Annotated in this window: 17 protein-coding genes; 5 read left to right on the plus strand and 12 right to left on the minus strand. The window is 71.6% G+C overall.

All coding sequences use genetic code 11. From position 1 onward, the window contains the following. Positions 1–12: 12 nt before the first annotated feature. The 7 genes from KV205_RS35105 to clpS all read right to left on the minus strand — a co-directional run bounded on the left by KV205_RS35105 (position 13) and on the right by clpS (position 4,807). Entirely contained in the window at positions 13–963 is a 951-nt protein-coding gene (locus tag KV205_RS35105) for a PLP-dependent cysteine synthase family protein (RefSeq protein ID WP_265869075.1), read from the minus strand. Between the two features lie 14 nt (positions 964–977). After that, positions 978–1,256 carry a MoaD/ThiS family protein gene (locus KV205_RS35110; RefSeq protein ID WP_265869076.1) on the minus strand — a complete coding sequence of 93 codons (279 nt, stop codon included), beginning with the start codon at positions 1,254–1,256 and terminating at the stop codon, positions 978–980. A 166-nt stretch (positions 1,257–1,422) separates the two neighbouring features. Next, on the minus strand, positions 1,423–1,539 hold the full coding sequence (locus KV205_RS36640) for a putative leader peptide (protein ID WP_370413010.1): 117 nt from the start codon (positions 1,537–1,539) through the stop codon (positions 1,423–1,425). Between the two features lie 85 nt (positions 1,540–1,624). Further along, entirely contained in the window at positions 1,625–2,050 is a 426-nt protein-coding gene (locus KV205_RS35115; protein WP_265869077.1) for a M67 family metallopeptidase, read from the minus strand. A 96-nt stretch (positions 2,051–2,146) separates the two neighbouring features. After that, complete coding sequence (locus tag KV205_RS35120) at positions 2,147–3,583, minus strand: amino acid permease (RefSeq protein WP_265869078.1); 1,437 nt, start codon at positions 3,581–3,583, stop codon at positions 2,147–2,149. A gap of 325 nt (positions 3,584–3,908) precedes the next feature. Continuing rightward, positions 3,909–4,493 carry a DUF2017 domain-containing protein gene (locus tag KV205_RS35125; RefSeq protein ID WP_265869079.1) on the minus strand — a complete coding sequence of 195 codons (585 nt, stop codon included), beginning with the start codon at positions 4,491–4,493 and terminating at the stop codon, positions 3,909–3,911. Then, positions 4,493–4,807: an ATP-dependent Clp protease adapter ClpS gene (gene clpS, locus KV205_RS35130; RefSeq protein WP_265869081.1), complete on the minus strand. Its 315-nt coding sequence runs from the start codon at positions 4,805–4,807 to the stop codon at positions 4,493–4,495. The genes KV205_RS35125 and clpS overlap by 1 nt, the downstream gene beginning before the upstream one ends. A 104-nt stretch (positions 4,808–4,911) precedes the next feature. Between clpS and KV205_RS35135 the strand changes: the two genes are divergently transcribed. Continuing rightward, positions 4,912–6,240 (plus strand): nicotinate phosphoribosyltransferase, encoded by a 1,329-nt coding sequence (locus tag KV205_RS35135; protein WP_265869083.1) that lies wholly within the window; start codon positions 4,912–4,914, stop codon positions 6,238–6,240. 89 nt (positions 6,241–6,329) lie between these two features. Continuing rightward, positions 6,330–6,923 (plus strand): isochorismatase family protein, encoded by a 594-nt coding sequence (locus KV205_RS35140; RefSeq protein WP_265869085.1) that lies wholly within the window; start codon positions 6,330–6,332, stop codon positions 6,921–6,923. A 34-nt stretch (positions 6,924–6,957) separates the two neighbouring features. Here KV205_RS35140 and KV205_RS35145 read toward each other — a convergent pair whose 3' ends face one another. Both KV205_RS35145 and KV205_RS35150 read right to left on the minus strand, forming a co-directional pair. Continuing rightward, positions 6,958–7,260, minus strand: coding sequence for a hypothetical protein (locus tag KV205_RS35145; protein WP_265869087.1), 303 nt, complete (start codon positions 7,258–7,260; stop codon positions 6,958–6,960). 144 nt (positions 7,261–7,404) lie between these two features. Further along, positions 7,405–9,819, minus strand: a complete 2,415-nt coding sequence (locus tag KV205_RS35150) for an immune inhibitor A domain-containing protein (RefSeq protein ID WP_265869088.1) — start codon at positions 9,817–9,819, stop codon at positions 7,405–7,407. Between the two features lie 334 nt (positions 9,820–10,153). Here KV205_RS35150 and KV205_RS35155 point away from each other — a divergent pair, with 334 nt between their 5' ends. After that, a complete protein-coding gene (locus KV205_RS35155; protein WP_265869089.1) occupies positions 10,154–10,435 on the plus strand; it encodes a hypothetical protein in 282 nt (93 codons plus the stop codon). 25 nt (positions 10,436–10,460) lie between these two features. Here KV205_RS35155 and KV205_RS35160 read toward each other — a convergent pair whose 3' ends face one another. Beyond that, positions 10,461–11,204 carry an RDD family protein gene (locus tag KV205_RS35160; protein ID WP_265869091.1) on the minus strand — a complete coding sequence of 248 codons (744 nt, stop codon included), beginning with the start codon at positions 11,202–11,204 and terminating at the stop codon, positions 10,461–10,463. Positions 11,205–11,443: 239 nt separating this feature from the next. Beyond that, positions 11,444–12,886, minus strand: a complete 1,443-nt coding sequence (locus KV205_RS35165; protein WP_265869093.1) for an RDD family protein — start codon at positions 12,884–12,886, stop codon at positions 11,444–11,446. 310 nt (positions 12,887–13,196) lie between these two features. Here KV205_RS35165 and KV205_RS35170 point away from each other — a divergent pair, with 310 nt between their 5' ends. Next, entirely contained in the window at positions 13,197–13,691 is a 495-nt protein-coding gene (locus tag KV205_RS35170) for an SsgA family sporulation/cell division regulator (RefSeq protein ID WP_265869094.1), read from the plus strand. A 112-nt stretch (positions 13,692–13,803) separates the two neighbouring features. Here KV205_RS35170 and KV205_RS35175 read toward each other — a convergent pair whose 3' ends face one another. After that, positions 13,804–15,192 (minus strand): FAD-binding oxidoreductase, encoded by a 1,389-nt coding sequence (locus tag KV205_RS35175; protein ID WP_265869096.1) that lies wholly within the window; start codon positions 15,190–15,192, stop codon positions 13,804–13,806. Between the two features lie 99 nt (positions 15,193–15,291). Between KV205_RS35175 and KV205_RS35180 the strand changes: the two genes are divergently transcribed. Next, positions 15,292–16,656: a tetratricopeptide repeat protein gene (locus KV205_RS35180; RefSeq protein WP_265869097.1), complete on the plus strand. Its 1,365-nt coding sequence runs from the start codon at positions 15,292–15,294 to the stop codon at positions 16,654–16,656. The last annotated feature ends 237 nt before the right edge of the window (positions 16,657–16,893 follow it).

Consider the following 16,893-nt stretch of genomic DNA (forward strand, 5'->3'; position numbering starts at 1 on the left):
CGGGCCGGGGGCTCAGGCCCAGAGCTGGCCCTGGACCGTCTCGATCGCCTCTTCCGTCGTCGCGGCCGTGTAGAGGCCGGTCGACAGGTACTTCCAGCCGCCGTCGGCGACGACGAAGGCGATGTCGGCGCTCTCGCCGGCCTTGACGGCCTTCTTGCCGACGCCGATCGCCGCGTGCAGGGCGGCGCCGGTCGAGACGCCCGCGAAGATGCCCTCCAGCTGGAGGAGTTCGCGGGTGCGGGTGACCGCGTCGGCGGAGCCGACGGAGAAGCGGGTGGTGAGCACGGAGGCGTCGTACAGCTCGGGCACGAAGCCCTCGTCGAGGTTGCGCAGGCCGTAGACGAGGTCGTCGTAGCGCGGCTCGGCGGCGACGATCTTGACGTCGGGCTTGTGCTCGCGCAGGTAGCGGCCGACGCCCATGAGGGTCCCGGTGGTGCCGAGGCCCGCCACGAAGTGCGTGATGGAGGGCAGGTCGGCGAGGATCTCGGGGCCGGTGGTGGCGTAGTGGGCGCCCGCGTTGTCCGGGTTTCCGTACTGGTAGAGCATCACCCAGTCCGGGTGCTGCTCGGCGAGCTCCTTGGCGACCCGGACGGCGGTGTTGGAGCCGCCGGCGGCGGGGGACGAGATGATCTCGGCGCCCCACATGGCGAGCAGCTGGCGGCGCTCCTCGCTGGTGTTCTCCGGCATCACGCACACGATGCGGTAGCCCTTGAGCTTGGCCGCCATGGCGAGCGAGATGCCGGTGTTGCCGCTGGTGGGTTCGAGGATGGTGCAGCCGGGGGTGAGCCGGCCGTCCTTCTCGGCCTGCTCGACCATGTGGAGCGCGGGGCGGTCCTTGACCGAGCCGGTGGGGTTGCGGTCCTCCAGCTTGGCCCAGATCCGGACGTCGTCCGAAGGCGACAGGCGCGGCAGCCGGACGAGGGGCGTGTTGCCGACCGCCGCCAGCGGGGAGTCGTAGCGCATGTGGACCGGTCCGCTCAGACCATGCCGCCGGCGACGGCCGGCAGGATGGTGACGTTGTCGCCGTCGGCGAGCTTGGTCTCGATGCCGTCGAGGAAGCGCACGTCCTCGTCGTTCAGGTAGACGTTGACGAAGCGGCGCAGCTTGCCGCCGTCGACGATGCGGGCCTCGATCCCGGCGTGCCGCGTCTCCAGGTCGGCGAAGAGCTCGGCGAGGGTGTCGCCCTTGCCCTCGACGGCCTTGGCGCCGTCGGTGTAGGTGCGGAGGATGGTCGGGATGCGGACCTCGATGGCCATGGCGTGGGCTCCTTCGGAGGGGCGGAGTGGCGGCGGGCGGTGCGGCGTGGGCGTTGTGGCGGCGTGCGATGTGGCGGCGATGTGGCGTGGTGGGCGCGCGTCCGGGCCCCCGCGCGGAAGGGGGATGGTGCGGGAGGTGCGCTCGGGCCGTGCGGTGGTCGGTCGCTCAGAGCGCGGCGCGCGGCGGACACATCGCGCTGGCGAGGCGGCACAGGTCGACGTGCAGCCGCGCCACGAGCAGCGGGGTGCCCGGCGTCTCTTCGCTCACGTCGTGGATAACCATGCGCTCATCGTATCGATTCCCGGTCCGGGTTCCGGAATGTGATCTCACATCGCGGACTGATCGCGTTCGACCACTGGACCGGCTGCTACTCGTACGCCTCGACGACCTTGACCTCTTCCTCCTCCACCACGCCCTCGACGATGGTGTACGAGCGGAACTGGAAGGGGCCCGCGCCGTCGGCGTCCGCGGTGGAGACGAGCACGTAGTGCGCCTGCGGCTCGTTGGCGTAGGAGATGTCGGTACGGGACGGGTAGGCCTCGGTCGCCGTGTGCGAGTGGTAGACGATCACCGGCTCCTCGTCGCGGTCGTCCATCTCGCGGTAGAGCTTGAGCAGATCGGCGGAGTCGAACTCGTAGAAGGTGGGCGAGCGCGCCGCGTTCAGCATCGGGATGAAGCGCTCGGGGCGGCCGCTGCCGGCCGGCCCCGCGACCACGCCGCAGGCCTCGTCGGGGTGGTCCGCGCGGGCGTGTTCCACGATCTGGTCGTACAGGGCTCGGGTGATGGTCAGCATGCCGACAGGATAAGCAGACGGGCCGCCCCGTACCGAGATTCGGTACGAGACGGCCCGGATGCTGAGACCGTGCAGGTCAGCGCCGTACGGAGCCGGTCAGACCTTCTTGGTGAACGCGGCGCCCTCGGGGTTGCGGGCCTTGAGCACCAGGTAGGAGACGGCCAGGATCAGACCCCACACCGGGGCGCCGTACAGCGCCACGCGGTTGTCCTTGTCCATCGCCATCGTCGTGATGACCATGCCGATGAAGGCGAGCGAGAAGGCGCTGAACCAGATGCCGCCCGGCGCCTTGAAGGAGGACTGGGGCAGCTCGCCGCGGTCGGCCTTGAGGCGGTAGCGGATCTGGCAGATCAGGATGACGATCCAGGCCCACATGCCGGAGATGGTGGCGAAGGAGACGACGTAGTTGAACGCCTCGCCCGGCCACTGGTAGTTGATCCAGACGCCGACCATCATCAGCGCGGCCGAGACGGTGGTGCCGACCAGCGGGGTGCCGCTCTTCGTCAGCCGGGTGAAGACCTTCGGGCCCTGACCGTTGAGCGCGAGGTCGCGCAGCATCCGGCCGGTGGAGTACATGCCCGAGTTGCAGGAGGACAGGGCCGCGGTCAGGACCACGAAGTTGACGATGGCGGCGCCGATGCCCAGGCCCATCTTCTCGAAGGCCGCGACGAACGGGGAGACGCCGGGCTGGAACTCGGTCCACGGCACGACCGACAGGATCATGATCAGCGCGCCGACGTAGAAGACGGCGATGCGCCACGGCACGGTGTTGATGGCCTTCGGCAGGACCGTCTTCGGGTCCTTGGACTCGCCCGCGGTGACGCCGACCAGCTCGACGGCGAGGAAGGCGAACATGACCATCTGCAGGGTCATCAGGGTGGAGAAGATGCCGTCCTTGCCGGCGAAGAAGCCGCCCAGGTCCCACAGGTGCGTCACGGACGCGGTGTCGCCCGCGTCGGAGAAGCCGAGGGTGAGGATGCCGGCGCAGATCAGGATCATGCCGACGATGGCGGTGACCTTGACCATGGAGAACCAGAACTCGAGCTCACCGAAGAGCTTCACCGAGATCAGGTTGGCGGCGTAGAGGATCACCGTGAAGACGAGGGCGGACAGCCACTGCGGGATGTCCCACCAGTACGTCATGTAGGTGGCGGCGGCGGTGACCTCGGTGATGCCGGTGACGACCCAGAAGAGCCAGTACGTCCAGCCGGTCACGAAGCCCGCGAAGGGGCCGATGAACTCGCGGGCGTACTCGGAGAAGGAGCCCGAGACCGGGCGGTACATGAGGAGCTCGCCGAGCGCCCGCATGATGAAGAAGATGACGAGGCCCGCGACGGCGTACGCGAGGATCAGGCTGGGTCCCGCGATGGAGATGCCCTTGCCCGCGCCGAGGAAGAGGCCGGTGCCGATGGCGCCGCCGATCGCGATCATCTGGATCTGACGTGCGCCGAGTGCCCGGTGATAGCCCTCGCCGGCTGCGGTGTCCGCGGCCTCATTGCCGTCGTGCTGCTTGTCGACCTGCACTGAGGTCATGGTGGTGCGCCCTTTCTCCATGCTGATCCGCGCACCGGCCGGCTCGGCCGTCCGTGCTGCGGATCAGGTCCTGATCCCCCCGGATGTGGAATGGAGTGCTACCGGCGGTCAGCCGGTCCCAGCGCCCCCGGGGACAGGGGTGGCGCCCCCGGGTGGTCGTGAAGATTTATCACGGGGTTCACCGTGATCGACCGTTGTGCGCGTGACCCACACCACTCGAAAGAGCAGAGAAAAGGGACTCAACAGAGCAAGAAGGGCACTTGCATAACGTATTCGTTATCCGGATTTGAGCGTCCGCTGAGCGAACACGTCGGGACGGCTACGCCTACCGCAGCAGGGTGTCCACGAGCGACTCCTGCAGCGCGCCCAGCCAGAGGTACGCCATCACCATCGGCTTGCGCGGATCGTCGTCCGGGAGCCGGTACAGGTCCTCGCTCTCGTCGTCGTCCGTGACCTCCAGGCGGGTGCCGATGGTCAGCCGGAGGTCGTTCAGCGCGCCGAGCCAGGCGCGGGACTCGTCGGCGGTCAGCTTGAGGATGCCGCCGCCCTCCCCCGCCGCGTCGGTGCTGAGCGCGTCGAGGCTGCGCACCACCGCGTGCGCGTCGTCGCGCTTGCGGGCCCGCAGGTCGTTCTCGGTGTAGCGGCGGAAGTCGGCGGCCGCCTGGCGCAGCTCGTCGGTGTCGTCCCCGTACGCGTCGGGGAAGAGCCGGCGCAGCGCCGGGTCGGCGGGCGGCTCGCTGGGGCCCTCGGCGAACAGCGCGGCCAGCGGGTCCGCGTCCTCGGCCGGCTCGTCGCCGGGTCCGATCAGCTCCATGAGCTGGACGGCGAAGGAGCGCAGGATGGAGATCTCGACCTCGTCGAGCGCGACGGCCGCGCCGCCGCCCGGAACGGCCTCGAATCGCCCCGCCATCAGCCGCGGTCCTGGGAGAGGGTCGCCCACAGGCCGTAGCCGTGCATCGCCTGCACGTCCCGTTCCATCTCCTCGCGGGTGCCGCTGGAGACCACCGCGCGGCCCTTGTTGTGCACGTCGAGCATCAGCTTGTGCGCCTTGTCCTTGGAGTAGCCGAAGTACGCCTGGAAGACGTAGGTGACATAGCTCATCAGGTTCACCGGGTCGTTGTGCACGAGGGTCACCCACGGCACGTCCGGTTCGACGACGGCGGAGACCTCCTCGGCCGACTGGGTCTGCTCGATCTCGATAGGCGCGACGCTCACTTGTCCCATGCTGCCACCCTTACCGGCCCGTCGCACAAACGGGTCACCCCCGCCGCGTCCCGCCGGAGCGGGGGTATTCGTCAAACTGACGAATACCCGCTAGCATTCGTCACATGAACGCTGCGGACCTTGGGCTCCCGGTGGACGTGCCGTCGACCGCGCTCTTCACCGACCAGTACGAGCTGACCATGCTCCAGGCGGCCCTCCGGGCCGGCACCGCGGACCGCCGGTCCGTCTTCGAGGTCTTCACCCGCCGGCTGCCCGAGGGGCGGCGCTACGGCGTGGTGGCGGGCATCGGACGGGTCCTGGACGCGGTCGAGAACTTCCGCTTCGACCCGGGCGTGCTCGGCTTCCTGCGCGAGCGGGGCATCGTCGACGAGCCGACCCTCCAGTGGCTCGCCGGCTACCGCTTCTCCGGCGACATCTGGGGCTACCCCGAGGGCGAGGTGTACTTCCCGGGCTCGCCGATCCTGCGCGTGGAGGGCTCCTTCGCCGAGTGCGTGCTCCTGGAGACGGTGATCCTCTCGATCCTCAACCACGACTCGGCCATCGCGGCCGCCGCCTCCCGGATGTCGGCCGCCGCGGGCGGCCGCCGGCTCATCGAGATGGGCGCCCGGCGCACCCACGAGCTGGCCGCCGTGGCCTGCTCGCGGGCCGCGTACGTGGGCGGCTTCGAGGCCACCTCCGACCTCGCCGCGGGCTTCCGTTACGGCATCCCCACCGTGGGCACCTCCGCCCACGCCTTCACCCTCCTGCACGACTCGGAGCGGGACGCCTTCCGGGCCCAGGTGGACTCGCTCGGCAACGGCACCACGCTGCTCGTCGACACGTACGACGTCGCCGAGGCCGTCCGTACCGCCGTCGAGGTGGCGGGGCCCGGGCTCGGAGCCGTACGCATCGACTCCGGCGACCTGCTGCTCGTCGCGCACCGGGTGCGGGCGCAGCTGGACGAGCTGGGCGCGACGGACACCAAGATCGTGGTGACCTCGGACCTCGACGAGTACGCCATCGCCTCGCTGGCGGCGGCGCCGGTCGACGCGTACGGGGTGGGCACCCAGCTGGTCACCGGCAGCGGTCACCCGACCTGCTCCATGGTCTACAAGCTGGTCGCCCGGGCCTCCTCGGCCGATCCGAAGGCGCCGCTGACGCCGGTGGCGAAGAAGTCGGTGGGCGGCAAGGCCTCCATCGGCGGCCGCAAGTGGGCGGCCCGCCGCACCGACGCCGCCGGGGTGGCCGAGGCCGAGGTCGTCGGCACCGGCCAGGTCCCGCCGGAGCTCGTCGACCGGCAGCTGCTGGTCGAGCTGGTCAAGGGCGGTGACGTGGTGGCCCGGGAGCCCCTGGACGCCGCCCGCGCCCGGCACATCGCGGCCCGCGCCGCGCTCCCGATGTCGGCGATCCAGCTGTCGCGGGGCGAGCCGGTGCTGCCGACCGAATACCTGTAACCCCTTCCGGCGTCCCCTCCCGCCCGGCGGGGGAAGTCTCTAGGCTCGAAACCGACCCCGCCCGCCCCTTCCCGGCAAGGACACCCGCCATGCACCGCGCATTGATCGTTGTGGACGTTCAGAACGACTTCTGCGAGGGCGGCAGCCTCGCGGTGGCGGGGGGCGCCGATGTCGCCGCCGCCGTGACCGAGCTGATCGGGGCGGCGGGCGGCGCCGGGTACCAGCACGTGGTGGCCACCCGCGACCACCACGTGGAGCCGGGTCCGCACTTCTCGGACCACCCGGACTATCTGACCTCGTGGCCGCGGCACTGCGTGGCCGGCACCGAGGGCGTCGGGTTCCACCCGAACTTCGCGCCCGCCGTCGCCAGCGGCGCGATCGACGCGGTCTTCGACAAGGGCGCCTACGAGGCCGCGTACAGCGGCTTCGAGGGCCGGGACGAGAACGGCAGCACCCTCGCCGACTGGCTGCACGCCCGCAAGGTCACCGAGGTGGACGTGGTCGGCATCGCGACCGACCACTGCGTGCGGGCGACCGCCCTGGACGCGGCCCGCGAGGGCTTCCGCACCCATGTGCTGCTCGATCTGACGGCCGGGGTCGCGAAGGAGTCCACCGACCGGGCCCTGGACGAGCTGCGCGCGGCGGGCGTCGAGCTGACCGGCAAGCCGGTCGTCGCCCCGTAGCGACCCGGTCGTAGCCCCGTAGCGCCCCGGAGGCTCAGGCCGCCGGGGCCTTCGGCAGGGACCGTATCGGGTGCCACAGCTCCTGGGGGCAGCCGCGCCAGAGCATGCCGTCCGGGTGGTGCAGCACGGCCGTGATCTCGTCCGGGGTGGGCGGCTCGGCGTTGCCGCGGAGGTAGACCGCGCGGAGCCCCAGGTTCCGCAGCCTGGTCAGGGCGCGGGCCCGGTTCGCCGCGTGCACCAGGAAGCGCACGGTGGCCCCGTCGCCGGCCGGGCTGGGCAGTCCGATGGCGACGACGACACTGCCTCCCGGCAGTCTGCAGAACCCTCCGTTGGGCATACGGAACCACTCCCCCGTGGAACTACTGTCAATAAGGTCGGACGGCCATCGGCCGTAGACGCACCTAAACACGATCGGCCGCCGCCCGCTAGAGGGCGACGGCCGATCATGCTCTGACCTGCGAAGACGCAGGAGAATTAGCTTTTACTTCACCGAGGGGCCGACCTGGACCGTGACGGTCTGGCCGTCCTTCGGCTCCTTCACGACCTGGATCTTGGTGTTGGTGTCAGTTACCTGGACACCGGCGCGCGGGTTCTCGGCGTACCAGTAGACGCCCTTCTTGTCGTCGAAGACCGGGTTGCCGGCCTGCGACGGGACCCACGTGGCGACGTCCTTGCTGTGCAGCTGGAAGCCGTCGGTGCGGGCGATGGTGAACGGCGAGTCGTACGCCTGGACGCGGTTGCGCATCAGGGTGCCGTCACGCCACTTCAGCGGGCTCGGGTGCGAGTCGATCGGGAGGACCAGACCCTGGCCCGGGTGCTGGGAGGTGTTGTTGTCCTTCTGGGACAGGTCCCACTTCCAGATCAGCAGACCGTTCTGGTACGCGTAGTGCTCGACCCAGCTCGCCTTGTCGCCGGTCCAGCCGAAGTTGTACGGGCCGACCTTGAGGGTCTTGTCGTACGACACGTACTGGCGGTTCTCCGCGATGTAGTACTGCTCGTACTCCTTCGTGAAGCCCTTGCCGACCCGCGAGAAGCCCTTGCCGACCCAGCCGTTGTCACCGTTCTCGGCGTTGTCCGAGAAGACGGCGGCACCGTCGGCGGTCAGCGTGATGGCGTCGGCGGTGAAGCCCTTGCCGCCCGCGCCGCCGTCCGTCTGGTAGCGGAAGCGCAGGTCGAACTTCTTGCCCGCGTACGCGTCCAGGTTGTAGACGAGCTTCTTGTGCTTGCCGGAGACGTCGGTCAGCGCCGGGGCGCCGGAGGCGTCCTTCGGGATGGCCACGCCGTCGGCGGTGCCGTCCACGGCCTGCCAGTTGGCGCCGCCGTCCGTCGACACCTCGGTGTAGAGGTAGTCGTAGTCCAGCTCGATGTCGTACCAGCCCTGGAGCTCCAGGGAGGCGGACGTCTTGCCGGTCAGGTCGACGGAGCGGGTCAGGGTGTTCTTGAGGTCGTCACCCATGTTGCTCCACCACTGGGTGGCACCCTCGGCCGGAGCGACGATGTCGGTGGTGACGGCCTTCTTCGGCAGCTCGACGAGGAGCGCCTGCGGCAGCTTGGTGTTGTACTCCGAGACGCCCAGCTTGTGGGTGGTCTTGGTGCCGCGCTGCCAGTCGTTGACCTTGGCGTAGTTCAGCCAGCCGAGCTGCAGCTTGTCCCAGGCGTTCATGTCGCCGGGGAGGTCGCCGATCGAGTCCTTGCCGGTGCCGAGCCAGGAACCGGAGGACATCAGGGTCCAGAAGCCGGTCGAGTTCTCGCCGCCCGCGGTGTCGTAGTGGTCCGGCAGACCGAGGTCGTGACCGTACTCGTGGGCGAAGACGCCGAGGCCGCCGTTCTCCGGCTGCATCGTGTAGTCGCCGACCCAGATGCCCGAGTTGCCGATCTGGGTGCCGCCGGACTTGTTGTTCGCCGGGCCGGTCTTGCCGGCGTCCGTGCCGTAGGCGTACCAGCGGTGGGCCCACAGGGCGTTGGTGCCCTCGACGCCGCCGCCGGCCGACTCGTCCTCGCCCGCGTGGACGATCTGGAAGTGGTCGATGTAGCCGTCGGGCTCGTTGAAGTTGCCGTCGCCGTCGAAGTCGTAGCGGTCCCACTTGTCGTACTGCGCAAGCGTGGCCTTGATCTCGGCGTCGGTCTTGCCCTTGGCCTTCTGGTCGGCGTTCCAGGCGACGAGGCCGTCGCGCACGGTGTCCCACACGTTGGCGCAGTTGGTCTGGCCGCAGTAGTTGGAGCCGTAACGGGCCTCGTTGTACGGGACCTTGACCCAGTCGGAGACCGCGCCGTCGACCGAGTAGCGGCCGGACGAGGTCTTCTCGTAGTAGGTCTTCAGGGACTGCTTCGGCTGGCCCTTCTTGTCCTTGCCGGTGCCGAAGTACAGGTCCTGGAAGTGCTGCTGGTTGTAGTCCGCCTGCCACGCGGTCGAGTTGTCATTCGACCGGTCGGGCTGGGCTATGGAGTTGTGCAGCGGGCCGGGCACGCCGCCGTACTTCGGCTTGAGCTCGGTGGTGTCGTCGTCCTTGCGGTCGACCAGGGTGGTGTTGTCCACCTGGTCGCCGAACTCGACGAGGATGGTGAAGATCTGGTCGGTCTTCTCGCGGGCCAGCTCGACGTACTTCTTGTCGTCGAGCTTGACCACCTTGGAGCCGTTGCGGCTCTCGACCTTGCTTTCGCCGTTGAGCACCTGCTCGATGGCGGCCTGGCGCTGCTTGGCCTGCTGCTCGCTGTACGGACCGGCCAGGTCGTGGTCGACCGTGGTCTTGTCAGCGGCGTTCGCCCGGGCCGCGGTGGCGGCCTGCGCGGGGGTGGTCTCGTCCGCCCACGCGGTGAAGGTCGAGGCGGTCGCGGCAGTGGCGGCGAGGGCCACCACGATCGCGGACGCGCGGAACGCCCGTCGTCTGTTGGTCACTTGTTTCTGTCCTCCCCAGGCGCACCTCGCACGGCAGATCGATGGTGGGGTGTCCGCCGGACGGGTGACGCGTCACAAGTGACGACATTCGACCGGAGTTGAAGCAGAAAAGACAGACCTTGACTTGGACAGGCCAACTGCACTATGCGGGATCACATTTCCGATAGTCGAACATCGAACGAACTTCCGTCGCCCGCATATGCGACGTGACCGTGCGCCCCTGCGCCCCCCGTGCATCGCGGCGTGGGTTAGGTCACGCTTAGTTCCCCTGCGGCCGGGCATCCACCGTCGTAGAGTCGCACTCGCCCAGCGCCCCCGAGGGACGGTAACCGCCATGCAGCGACCGAACGCCGCACAGTACGCCACCGGTTCGGCCACCGTCGTGCTCTCGACCGTCGCCCTGCTGCTGCTCGCCGGCACGCCCACGACCCTCGGCATCGCGGTCGTCTGCGCCGCGGGCCTGTTCCTGGGTGTGCTGGTTGCGGTGACGATGCCGGTGCGCGCGCGGCACGTCAAGACCCCGGCGGCGACCGTTGTCAATGTGGCCGAGGAAACAGCGATCCGGGTGCCCGCCGCGCCCGTGGGCGCGGGTGCGGACACCCGGATCGGTTCGTAAGGGCTCGTACCCCCCCCATCAGCCCCTATTGCGGGACGGACACCACCACCGTCTTCGCCGCCTTGTCGTGAAGGCCCTGCTTGTACGGCTTGTCCACGAGGATGAGGATCAGCAGGATCAGCGGCCACAGACACGCGCAGCAGATCAGCGCCGGCAGCCACAGCACGACCGAGCGGATCAGGGAGGCGTTCATCGACGGCGTGGAGCCGTCGTTGAGCATCGCGACCCGCAGCTTCAGCCACTTCTTGCCGAGGGTCTGGCCGCCCTTGGCGACCATGACGGCGTCGTACGCGACATACGCGACGATCGTGATGAGCTGGAAGACCAGCTGCCCGCCGCCGTTGAGGCTGTTGACCGTGTCGTCCCAGTCGTTGCCGTCCCCGGCCCGGTCGTAGACCTTGAACGGGATGCCGATGACCGCGAGCGGCACGGCGATGATCAGCCAGTCGATGACCCGGGCGGCGATGCGCTTGCCGGACTCGGCGAGCGGCGGCATCCCGGAGAGCGGATCGGTCCCGCCGTACGGTCCCCCGCCGTAGGGCCCTCCGCCGCCTCCTCCGTACGGTCCTCCGCCGCCGTACGGATCACCTCCGCCACCGCCGTACGAGGGGGGCGGCGGGGGCATCCGGTCGTACGGGCTCCCCGACGGCGGCCCCTGCGGAGGCTCCTGCGGCGGCTCCTGCGAGGGTTCCTGTGGAGGCCGTTTGCGGAACGGGTCCTCGTCGGGCGGCGGCTGACCGGGGGGCGGCGGCGGCTGGTCGTTGCTCATGGGGGCAGTGCACCCCGGGCACCGGACCCCCGCAATCCGGGCTGGCCCTACCGGGCGACGCCGGCCCTAGGTCCTGTCCGGAAAGTAGCGTCGTCTGCCCGCAGGGCAGGGCTCGCGGTGTCTGGTGCGTGCGATCGCAAGGCGGAGGAGGGAGACATGGCTTGCCATGGCGACCGACGACAACGCGGCGAGCGTGCGTGCCAGGCGCCGCGAGCCAGGCGGGACTTTCCGGACAGGACCTAGCGGGCGACGAAGGTGCCGGCCGCCTTGTCGTGCCAGCACTGGCGCCACGGGCGGTCGAAGAGGCACCAGAGGACGTTGAGCACGCCGATGCCGAGCAGTCCGAGCACCCCGTAGAGCAGCCAGCGGCGCAGCGCGGCGCCGAAGGTCGGCGGGTGCTGCCCCTCGATGTCCCGGACCTCCAGACCGCACAGCTTCTTGCCCAGCGTGCGCCCCCACTTGGCGGTGGGCAGCGCCTCGTACAGCGTGCCGAGGACGAGGAACGCGGCGAGCACGATGCCGAACTGCACGGAGGTGGTGCCGTCGAGCAGCCACACCTGCACGGTGACGCCGGTCTGCCGGGCGGCCTCGATCTTCTCGTCGATGTGCGCGATCGCGGCGGTCACGAAGGGGTACGAGACGGCGCCGACCAGCGCCCCGAGCACCACGCCGTCCACGAGGCGCGCGAGCAGCCGCCGCCCGAGCCCGGCGGGCCGGGCCGCCGCCTGCGCCCGCGCCGCCGCCTGGAACACGTCCTCGACGGGTGGCTTCCACGGCACGACGGGCTGCTGCGGGTCCTGCGCGGCGGGCGTGGGTGTGGGCGGTACGGGGGCGGGCGCGGGAGCCGGAGTCGGTACGGGCGCCGGGGCCGGCGCCGGGACGGCCGGGTGCGCGGGCTGCGGGCTCCACGCGGCCGGGGCGGGCGCGGGGGTGACGGGCATTCCGCCGAGGCGCGCGGCCGGGGCGACGGGAGCCGCGGCGGGAGCCGGCGTGGCCGCGGGGCGCTGCTCGGGGACGGTGCCGCCGGCCTCCGGCCAGGCGGGGGCGGCGGGGGTGGGGCTCGGCGCCGGGGTGGCCGGGGCCTCCGGGGCGGCGTCCTCGACGGGCGCGACGGCCGTCGCCGGGTCACGGCGCATCGAGACCCCGCCACCCGACGCGGCGGGCGCTGCGGGCGTCTCCGGTCCGCCGGCGGCCGGCCAGGCGGCCGCGGCGCGCGGGTCGGCGGCGGGAGCGGACGCCGTGGCCGCCGGGGCGGCAGGCTGCGGCTCGTCCTGGACGCCCCACGAGACCTTCTGGTCGCGCTCGCCGCCGAAGCCGGTCTGCCGGGAGGTGCTGGCCTGCCACGCGGAGGCGGGCTCCTGGGGAGCGGCCGCGGCGGGCTCCGGTTCGGCGTCGAAGAAGACCGGGCCGGTCTCCTCGACGGCCGGCACGGCCGGGAGGGCCGGGACGGCCTGGGCCGCGGGGGCCGCCGGGAGTTGCGGCGCCGGGGCCGGGCTCGGCGCCACCTGCGGGGCGACCGGTGCGGGCGGCGCGGGCGGCGTCTCGCCCTCCTTGGGCGCGGGCCGGCTCGTACCGGGCACCCACGCGCCGCCGTTCCAGAAGCGGATGTACCCGGGAATCGACGGGTCCGGGTAGTAGCCCGCCTGCGGTACCTCTCCGCCGCCTCCAGGTGGAGTAGCCACTGCCCCGACTCCGTTCAGTCACAACGCCGTTGATCCGCCCGGGCCGCGCGGTGTCCTCGCCTACCGCGCCGCGTCCCAGGGAGGACAGTAACGAAGAACGCCGCCGCAGGGAGAAGGAGCCCACCAGAAAGCCCGCCTTCGAGCGACAGACCCGGATTTTCGTCACTCACCGTGATCCTCGGGCCCTACCCACGAAGCCTGGAAAAAATTCCTCAGAAAATTTCCCGAAGTCGCGTAATGAACCGGCCCGACCCCTCTCTCTCCCGGTGAAGGCCCACCCCGGGCATCACGAGCGGAGAGGCAGAACGCCATGCAGAACACCGACAACAACAACGTGGTCGAGCGCGAGCTGGAGCTGAAGCTGGTCCTGTCCCCGGAGCGTTCGGTGCCGGTCCCGGCCCGGCTCGCCTACCGCGTGGACGACCCGTACGCCGTCCACATCACCTTCCACATCGGCTCCGAGCACCCGGTCAACTGGACGTTCGCCCGCGAACTGCTCGTCGAGGGCGTCTTCCGGCCGTGCGGCCACGGGGACGTGCGGATCTGGCCGACGAAGGTCGACGGCCGCAACGTCATCCTGATGGCGCTGTCCTCCCCCGACGGCGACGCGCTCCTGGAGGCGCCGTCGGCGCAGGTGTCCGCGTGGCTGGAGCGGACCCTGCGCGCGGTCCCGCCGGGCACCGAGACCGAGCAGCTCGGCATCGACGACGGCCTGGCCGAGCTGCTCGCCGCCACCGTGGTGGCGGACGAGCTGTGGCTGCGCGACCCGTGGCCGGCGGACGAGTCCGGCGACGGCGAGCTGTGAGCGCCGCATCGGCTTCGTACGGGACGGGGCCCCCAACCCGTCGCCGTGCCCGTACGCGTACTCGTACCCGGAAGGCTCAGGAGGCTCAGGAGGCTCAGGAGGCTCAGGAGGCTCAGAACAGCTTGCCGGGGTTCAGCAGGCCCAGCGGGTCGAAGGTCTCCTTGATCCCGCGCTGCAGTTCCACGCCGACCGGCCCCAGCTCCCGGGCCAGCCACTCCTTCTTCAGCACGCCCACCCCGTGCTCCCCGGTGATCGTGCCGCCGAGCGCGAGGCCGAGCGCCATGATCTCGTCGAAGGACTCGCGCGCCCGGCGCGACTCGTCCTCGTCGGCGTGGTCGAAGCAGACGACGGGATGGGTGTTGCCGTCGCCGGCGTGCGCGCAGACCCCGATGGTCAGCCCGTACTTGGCGGCGATCTCCGCCGTGCCCGTGAGCATGGCGGCGAGCTTGGTGCGCGGCACGCACACGTCGTCGATCATCGTGGCCGTCTTGATGGTCTCCCGAGCGGTGAGCGAGAGCCGACGGGCCTGGAGGAGCAGCTCGGACTCGGCGGCGTCCTCGGCCGGCACGACCTCGGTCGCCCCGGCGGCCCGGCACAGCTCCGCCACCGCGGCCAGATCGGCGGCCGGGTCGGGGGTGTCGAAGGCGCACAGCAGCAGCGCCTCGGTGGTGTCGGGCAGACCCATGTGGGCGAGCTTGTTGACGGCCCGGACGGTGGTGCCGTCCATCAGTTCCAGGAGTGAGGGAGTGTGGCCGCGCTCCATGATCGAGCAGACGGCCGCGCAGGCGGCCTCCGCCGAGGGGAACTCGGCGGCGAGCGCGAGCTGCGCCGGCGGCTGCGGCTTGAGCGCGAGCACGGCGCCGACGACGATGCCGAGGGTGCCCTCGGAGCCGACGAACAGCCGGGTCAGGTCGTATCCGGCGACGCCCTTGGCGGTGCGGCGGCCGGTGCGCAGGAGTCGCCCGTCGGCCAGGACGACGTCGAGCCCGAGCACGTACTCGGCGGTGACCCCGTACTTCACGCAGCACAGACCGCCGGACGCGGTGCCGATGTTGCCGCCGATGGTGCACATCTCCCAGCTGGAGGGGTCCGGCGGGTAGGAGAGGCCGTGTTCGGCGACGGCGCGGGACAGCACGGCGTTGACGACGCCCGGTTCGACGACGGCGATCCGGTCGACCGGGTCGATCTCCAGGATGCGGTCCATCTTGACGAGCGAGAGCACGATGCAGCCCTCGGAGGCGTTGGCGGCGCCGGACAGACCGGTGCGGGCGCCCTGCGGGACGACCGGGACGCGCAGTTCGGTCGCGGTGCGCATGATGTGCCGCACCTGTTCGACGGTGCGCGGGAGCACGACGGCCGCGGGGGTGCCGGCCGTGCAGAAGCTCGCCATGTCGCGGGCGTAGGAGGCGGTGACGTCGGGGTCGGTGAGCACGGCCTCGGCCGGGAGTCCGGCGCGCAGGCGGGTGTGCAGGGTGTGGAGCCTCTCGTGAAGATCGTCCATGGGTCCAGCGTGGCACCCGGGGCCATCGGTGTGAACCCGCCGGGGAGCGGGCGCTGATGTGCTCTTCGTACGGCCCGTCGCGGGCGCACAGTGTGCGCCATGAGACCCGAGAACGTGTCGCGGACGGTCCTCGCCTCGGGCGTGGGCGCTGTGCTCGCCGCGACGGCGCTGCTGTACGTGCCCGAGCTGGCCGGCCGGTCCGCGCCGCCCCCGCCCGGTCCCGCCGAGCGCGCGGCGCACGCGGCGACCTCGGGGGCGCAGGCGGCGCTGCCGGACCTGGTCGCGCTGATCGGAGACCGGGAGAAGTGGCTGCGGGGGCACCCCGGTGACGCGGCGTCCTGGGCGGTGCTCGGCTCGGCCTACACGGAGCGGGCGCTGCGCCGCGCCGACCCGGCGGACCTGCCGCGGGCCGAGGCGGCCCTGAAGCGGGCGCCCGGGAGCCTGGACGCGCAGGTGGGCCTGGCGGCGCTCGCCAACGCGCGCGGCGACTGGGCGACGGGCCGGACGTGGGGCGAGCGGGTGCGGAAGGCGGACCCGAAGCGCTGGTCCGCGTACCCGGTGCTGATCGACGCGTACAACGGTCTCGGCGACTACAAGGCGGCCGGCAAGGCCGCCGAGAAGCTGGCCGAGCTGCACACGGGCGCGGCGGTCAGCGGCCGCTCGGCGCAGCTGTACCGCGACCGCGGCTGGCGCGAGGACGCGGGCGCGGCGGCCCTGGACGCGGTGGCGCTCGCGGAGACGGGTGCGGAGAAGGCGGTCGCGCTGTCCCGGCTCGGCGACCTGGCGTGGGAGCGGGGCGAGCCGGCGGAGGCGCTGGCGCAGTACGGGGCGGCGCTCGGGCTCGTACCGGACCACGGGCCGGCGCTCGCGGGGCGGGCGCGGGCGCGGGCGGCGCTCGGGCGGACCGAGGAGGCGGTACGGGACTGGCGGGCGGCGATCGGGCGCCTGCCGCTGCCCGGGTATCTGCTCGAAGCGGCCGAACTGGACGAGTCCCTCGGCCGCGACGAGGACGCGCGGGCGCTGTACGCGCGGCTACGGGCGGGCCGTTGGCCGGACGCCGAGGTCGAGCTCGGCCTCCTCGACGCGGACCACGGCGAGCCGGCGGCGGCGGTGCGGCGGCTGCGGGCGGCGTGGGCGGGCGGGCACCGTTCGGTGCGGGTCGCGGACGCGCTGGGCTGGGCGCTGTACCGGTCGGGCGAGCCGAAGGAGGCCCTGGACTACGCGAAGCGCGCCACCGACGAGGGCCTGCGCAGCGCCCTCTTCGCGTACCACCGCGCCGAGATCGAACGCGCCCTGGGCGATCTGAGCCCGGCCCGCCGCCACCTCGCGGAGGCGCTGCGCACCAACCCGCACTTCTCGCCGTTGCTGGCGCCGCGCGCGAAGCAGGCGGTGGCGGCCCTCGGCGACTTCCCGGACGACCTCCCGAAGGACGTGCTGCCAGCGGAGCAGCCTGCGCGCTCCTAGGCGGGGCCTGCCGTTCGTTGTGGGCATACGTTCCGCAGGGGCTGGGGGTCCCCCCCAGGGCGAAGCCCTAGGGGGAGGGTGGGCACAACGGACGGCGCCCCTTGCCGGGCCTAGGCTTCCGCGCCTGTGCCCGCACACGGGGGCGCCGCGCTCGTGGTGCGGGTCCAGGCGCAGGTGCGGAACGCGCCCGCATGGGCGCCGTCCCGTGTGCCCACCCGTCCCGCCCTGCGGGACGAA

The organism is Streptomyces sp. SKN60, from assembly GCF_026236535.1.
Lineage (GTDB): Bacteria > Actinomycetota > Actinomycetes > Streptomycetales > Streptomycetaceae > Streptomyces.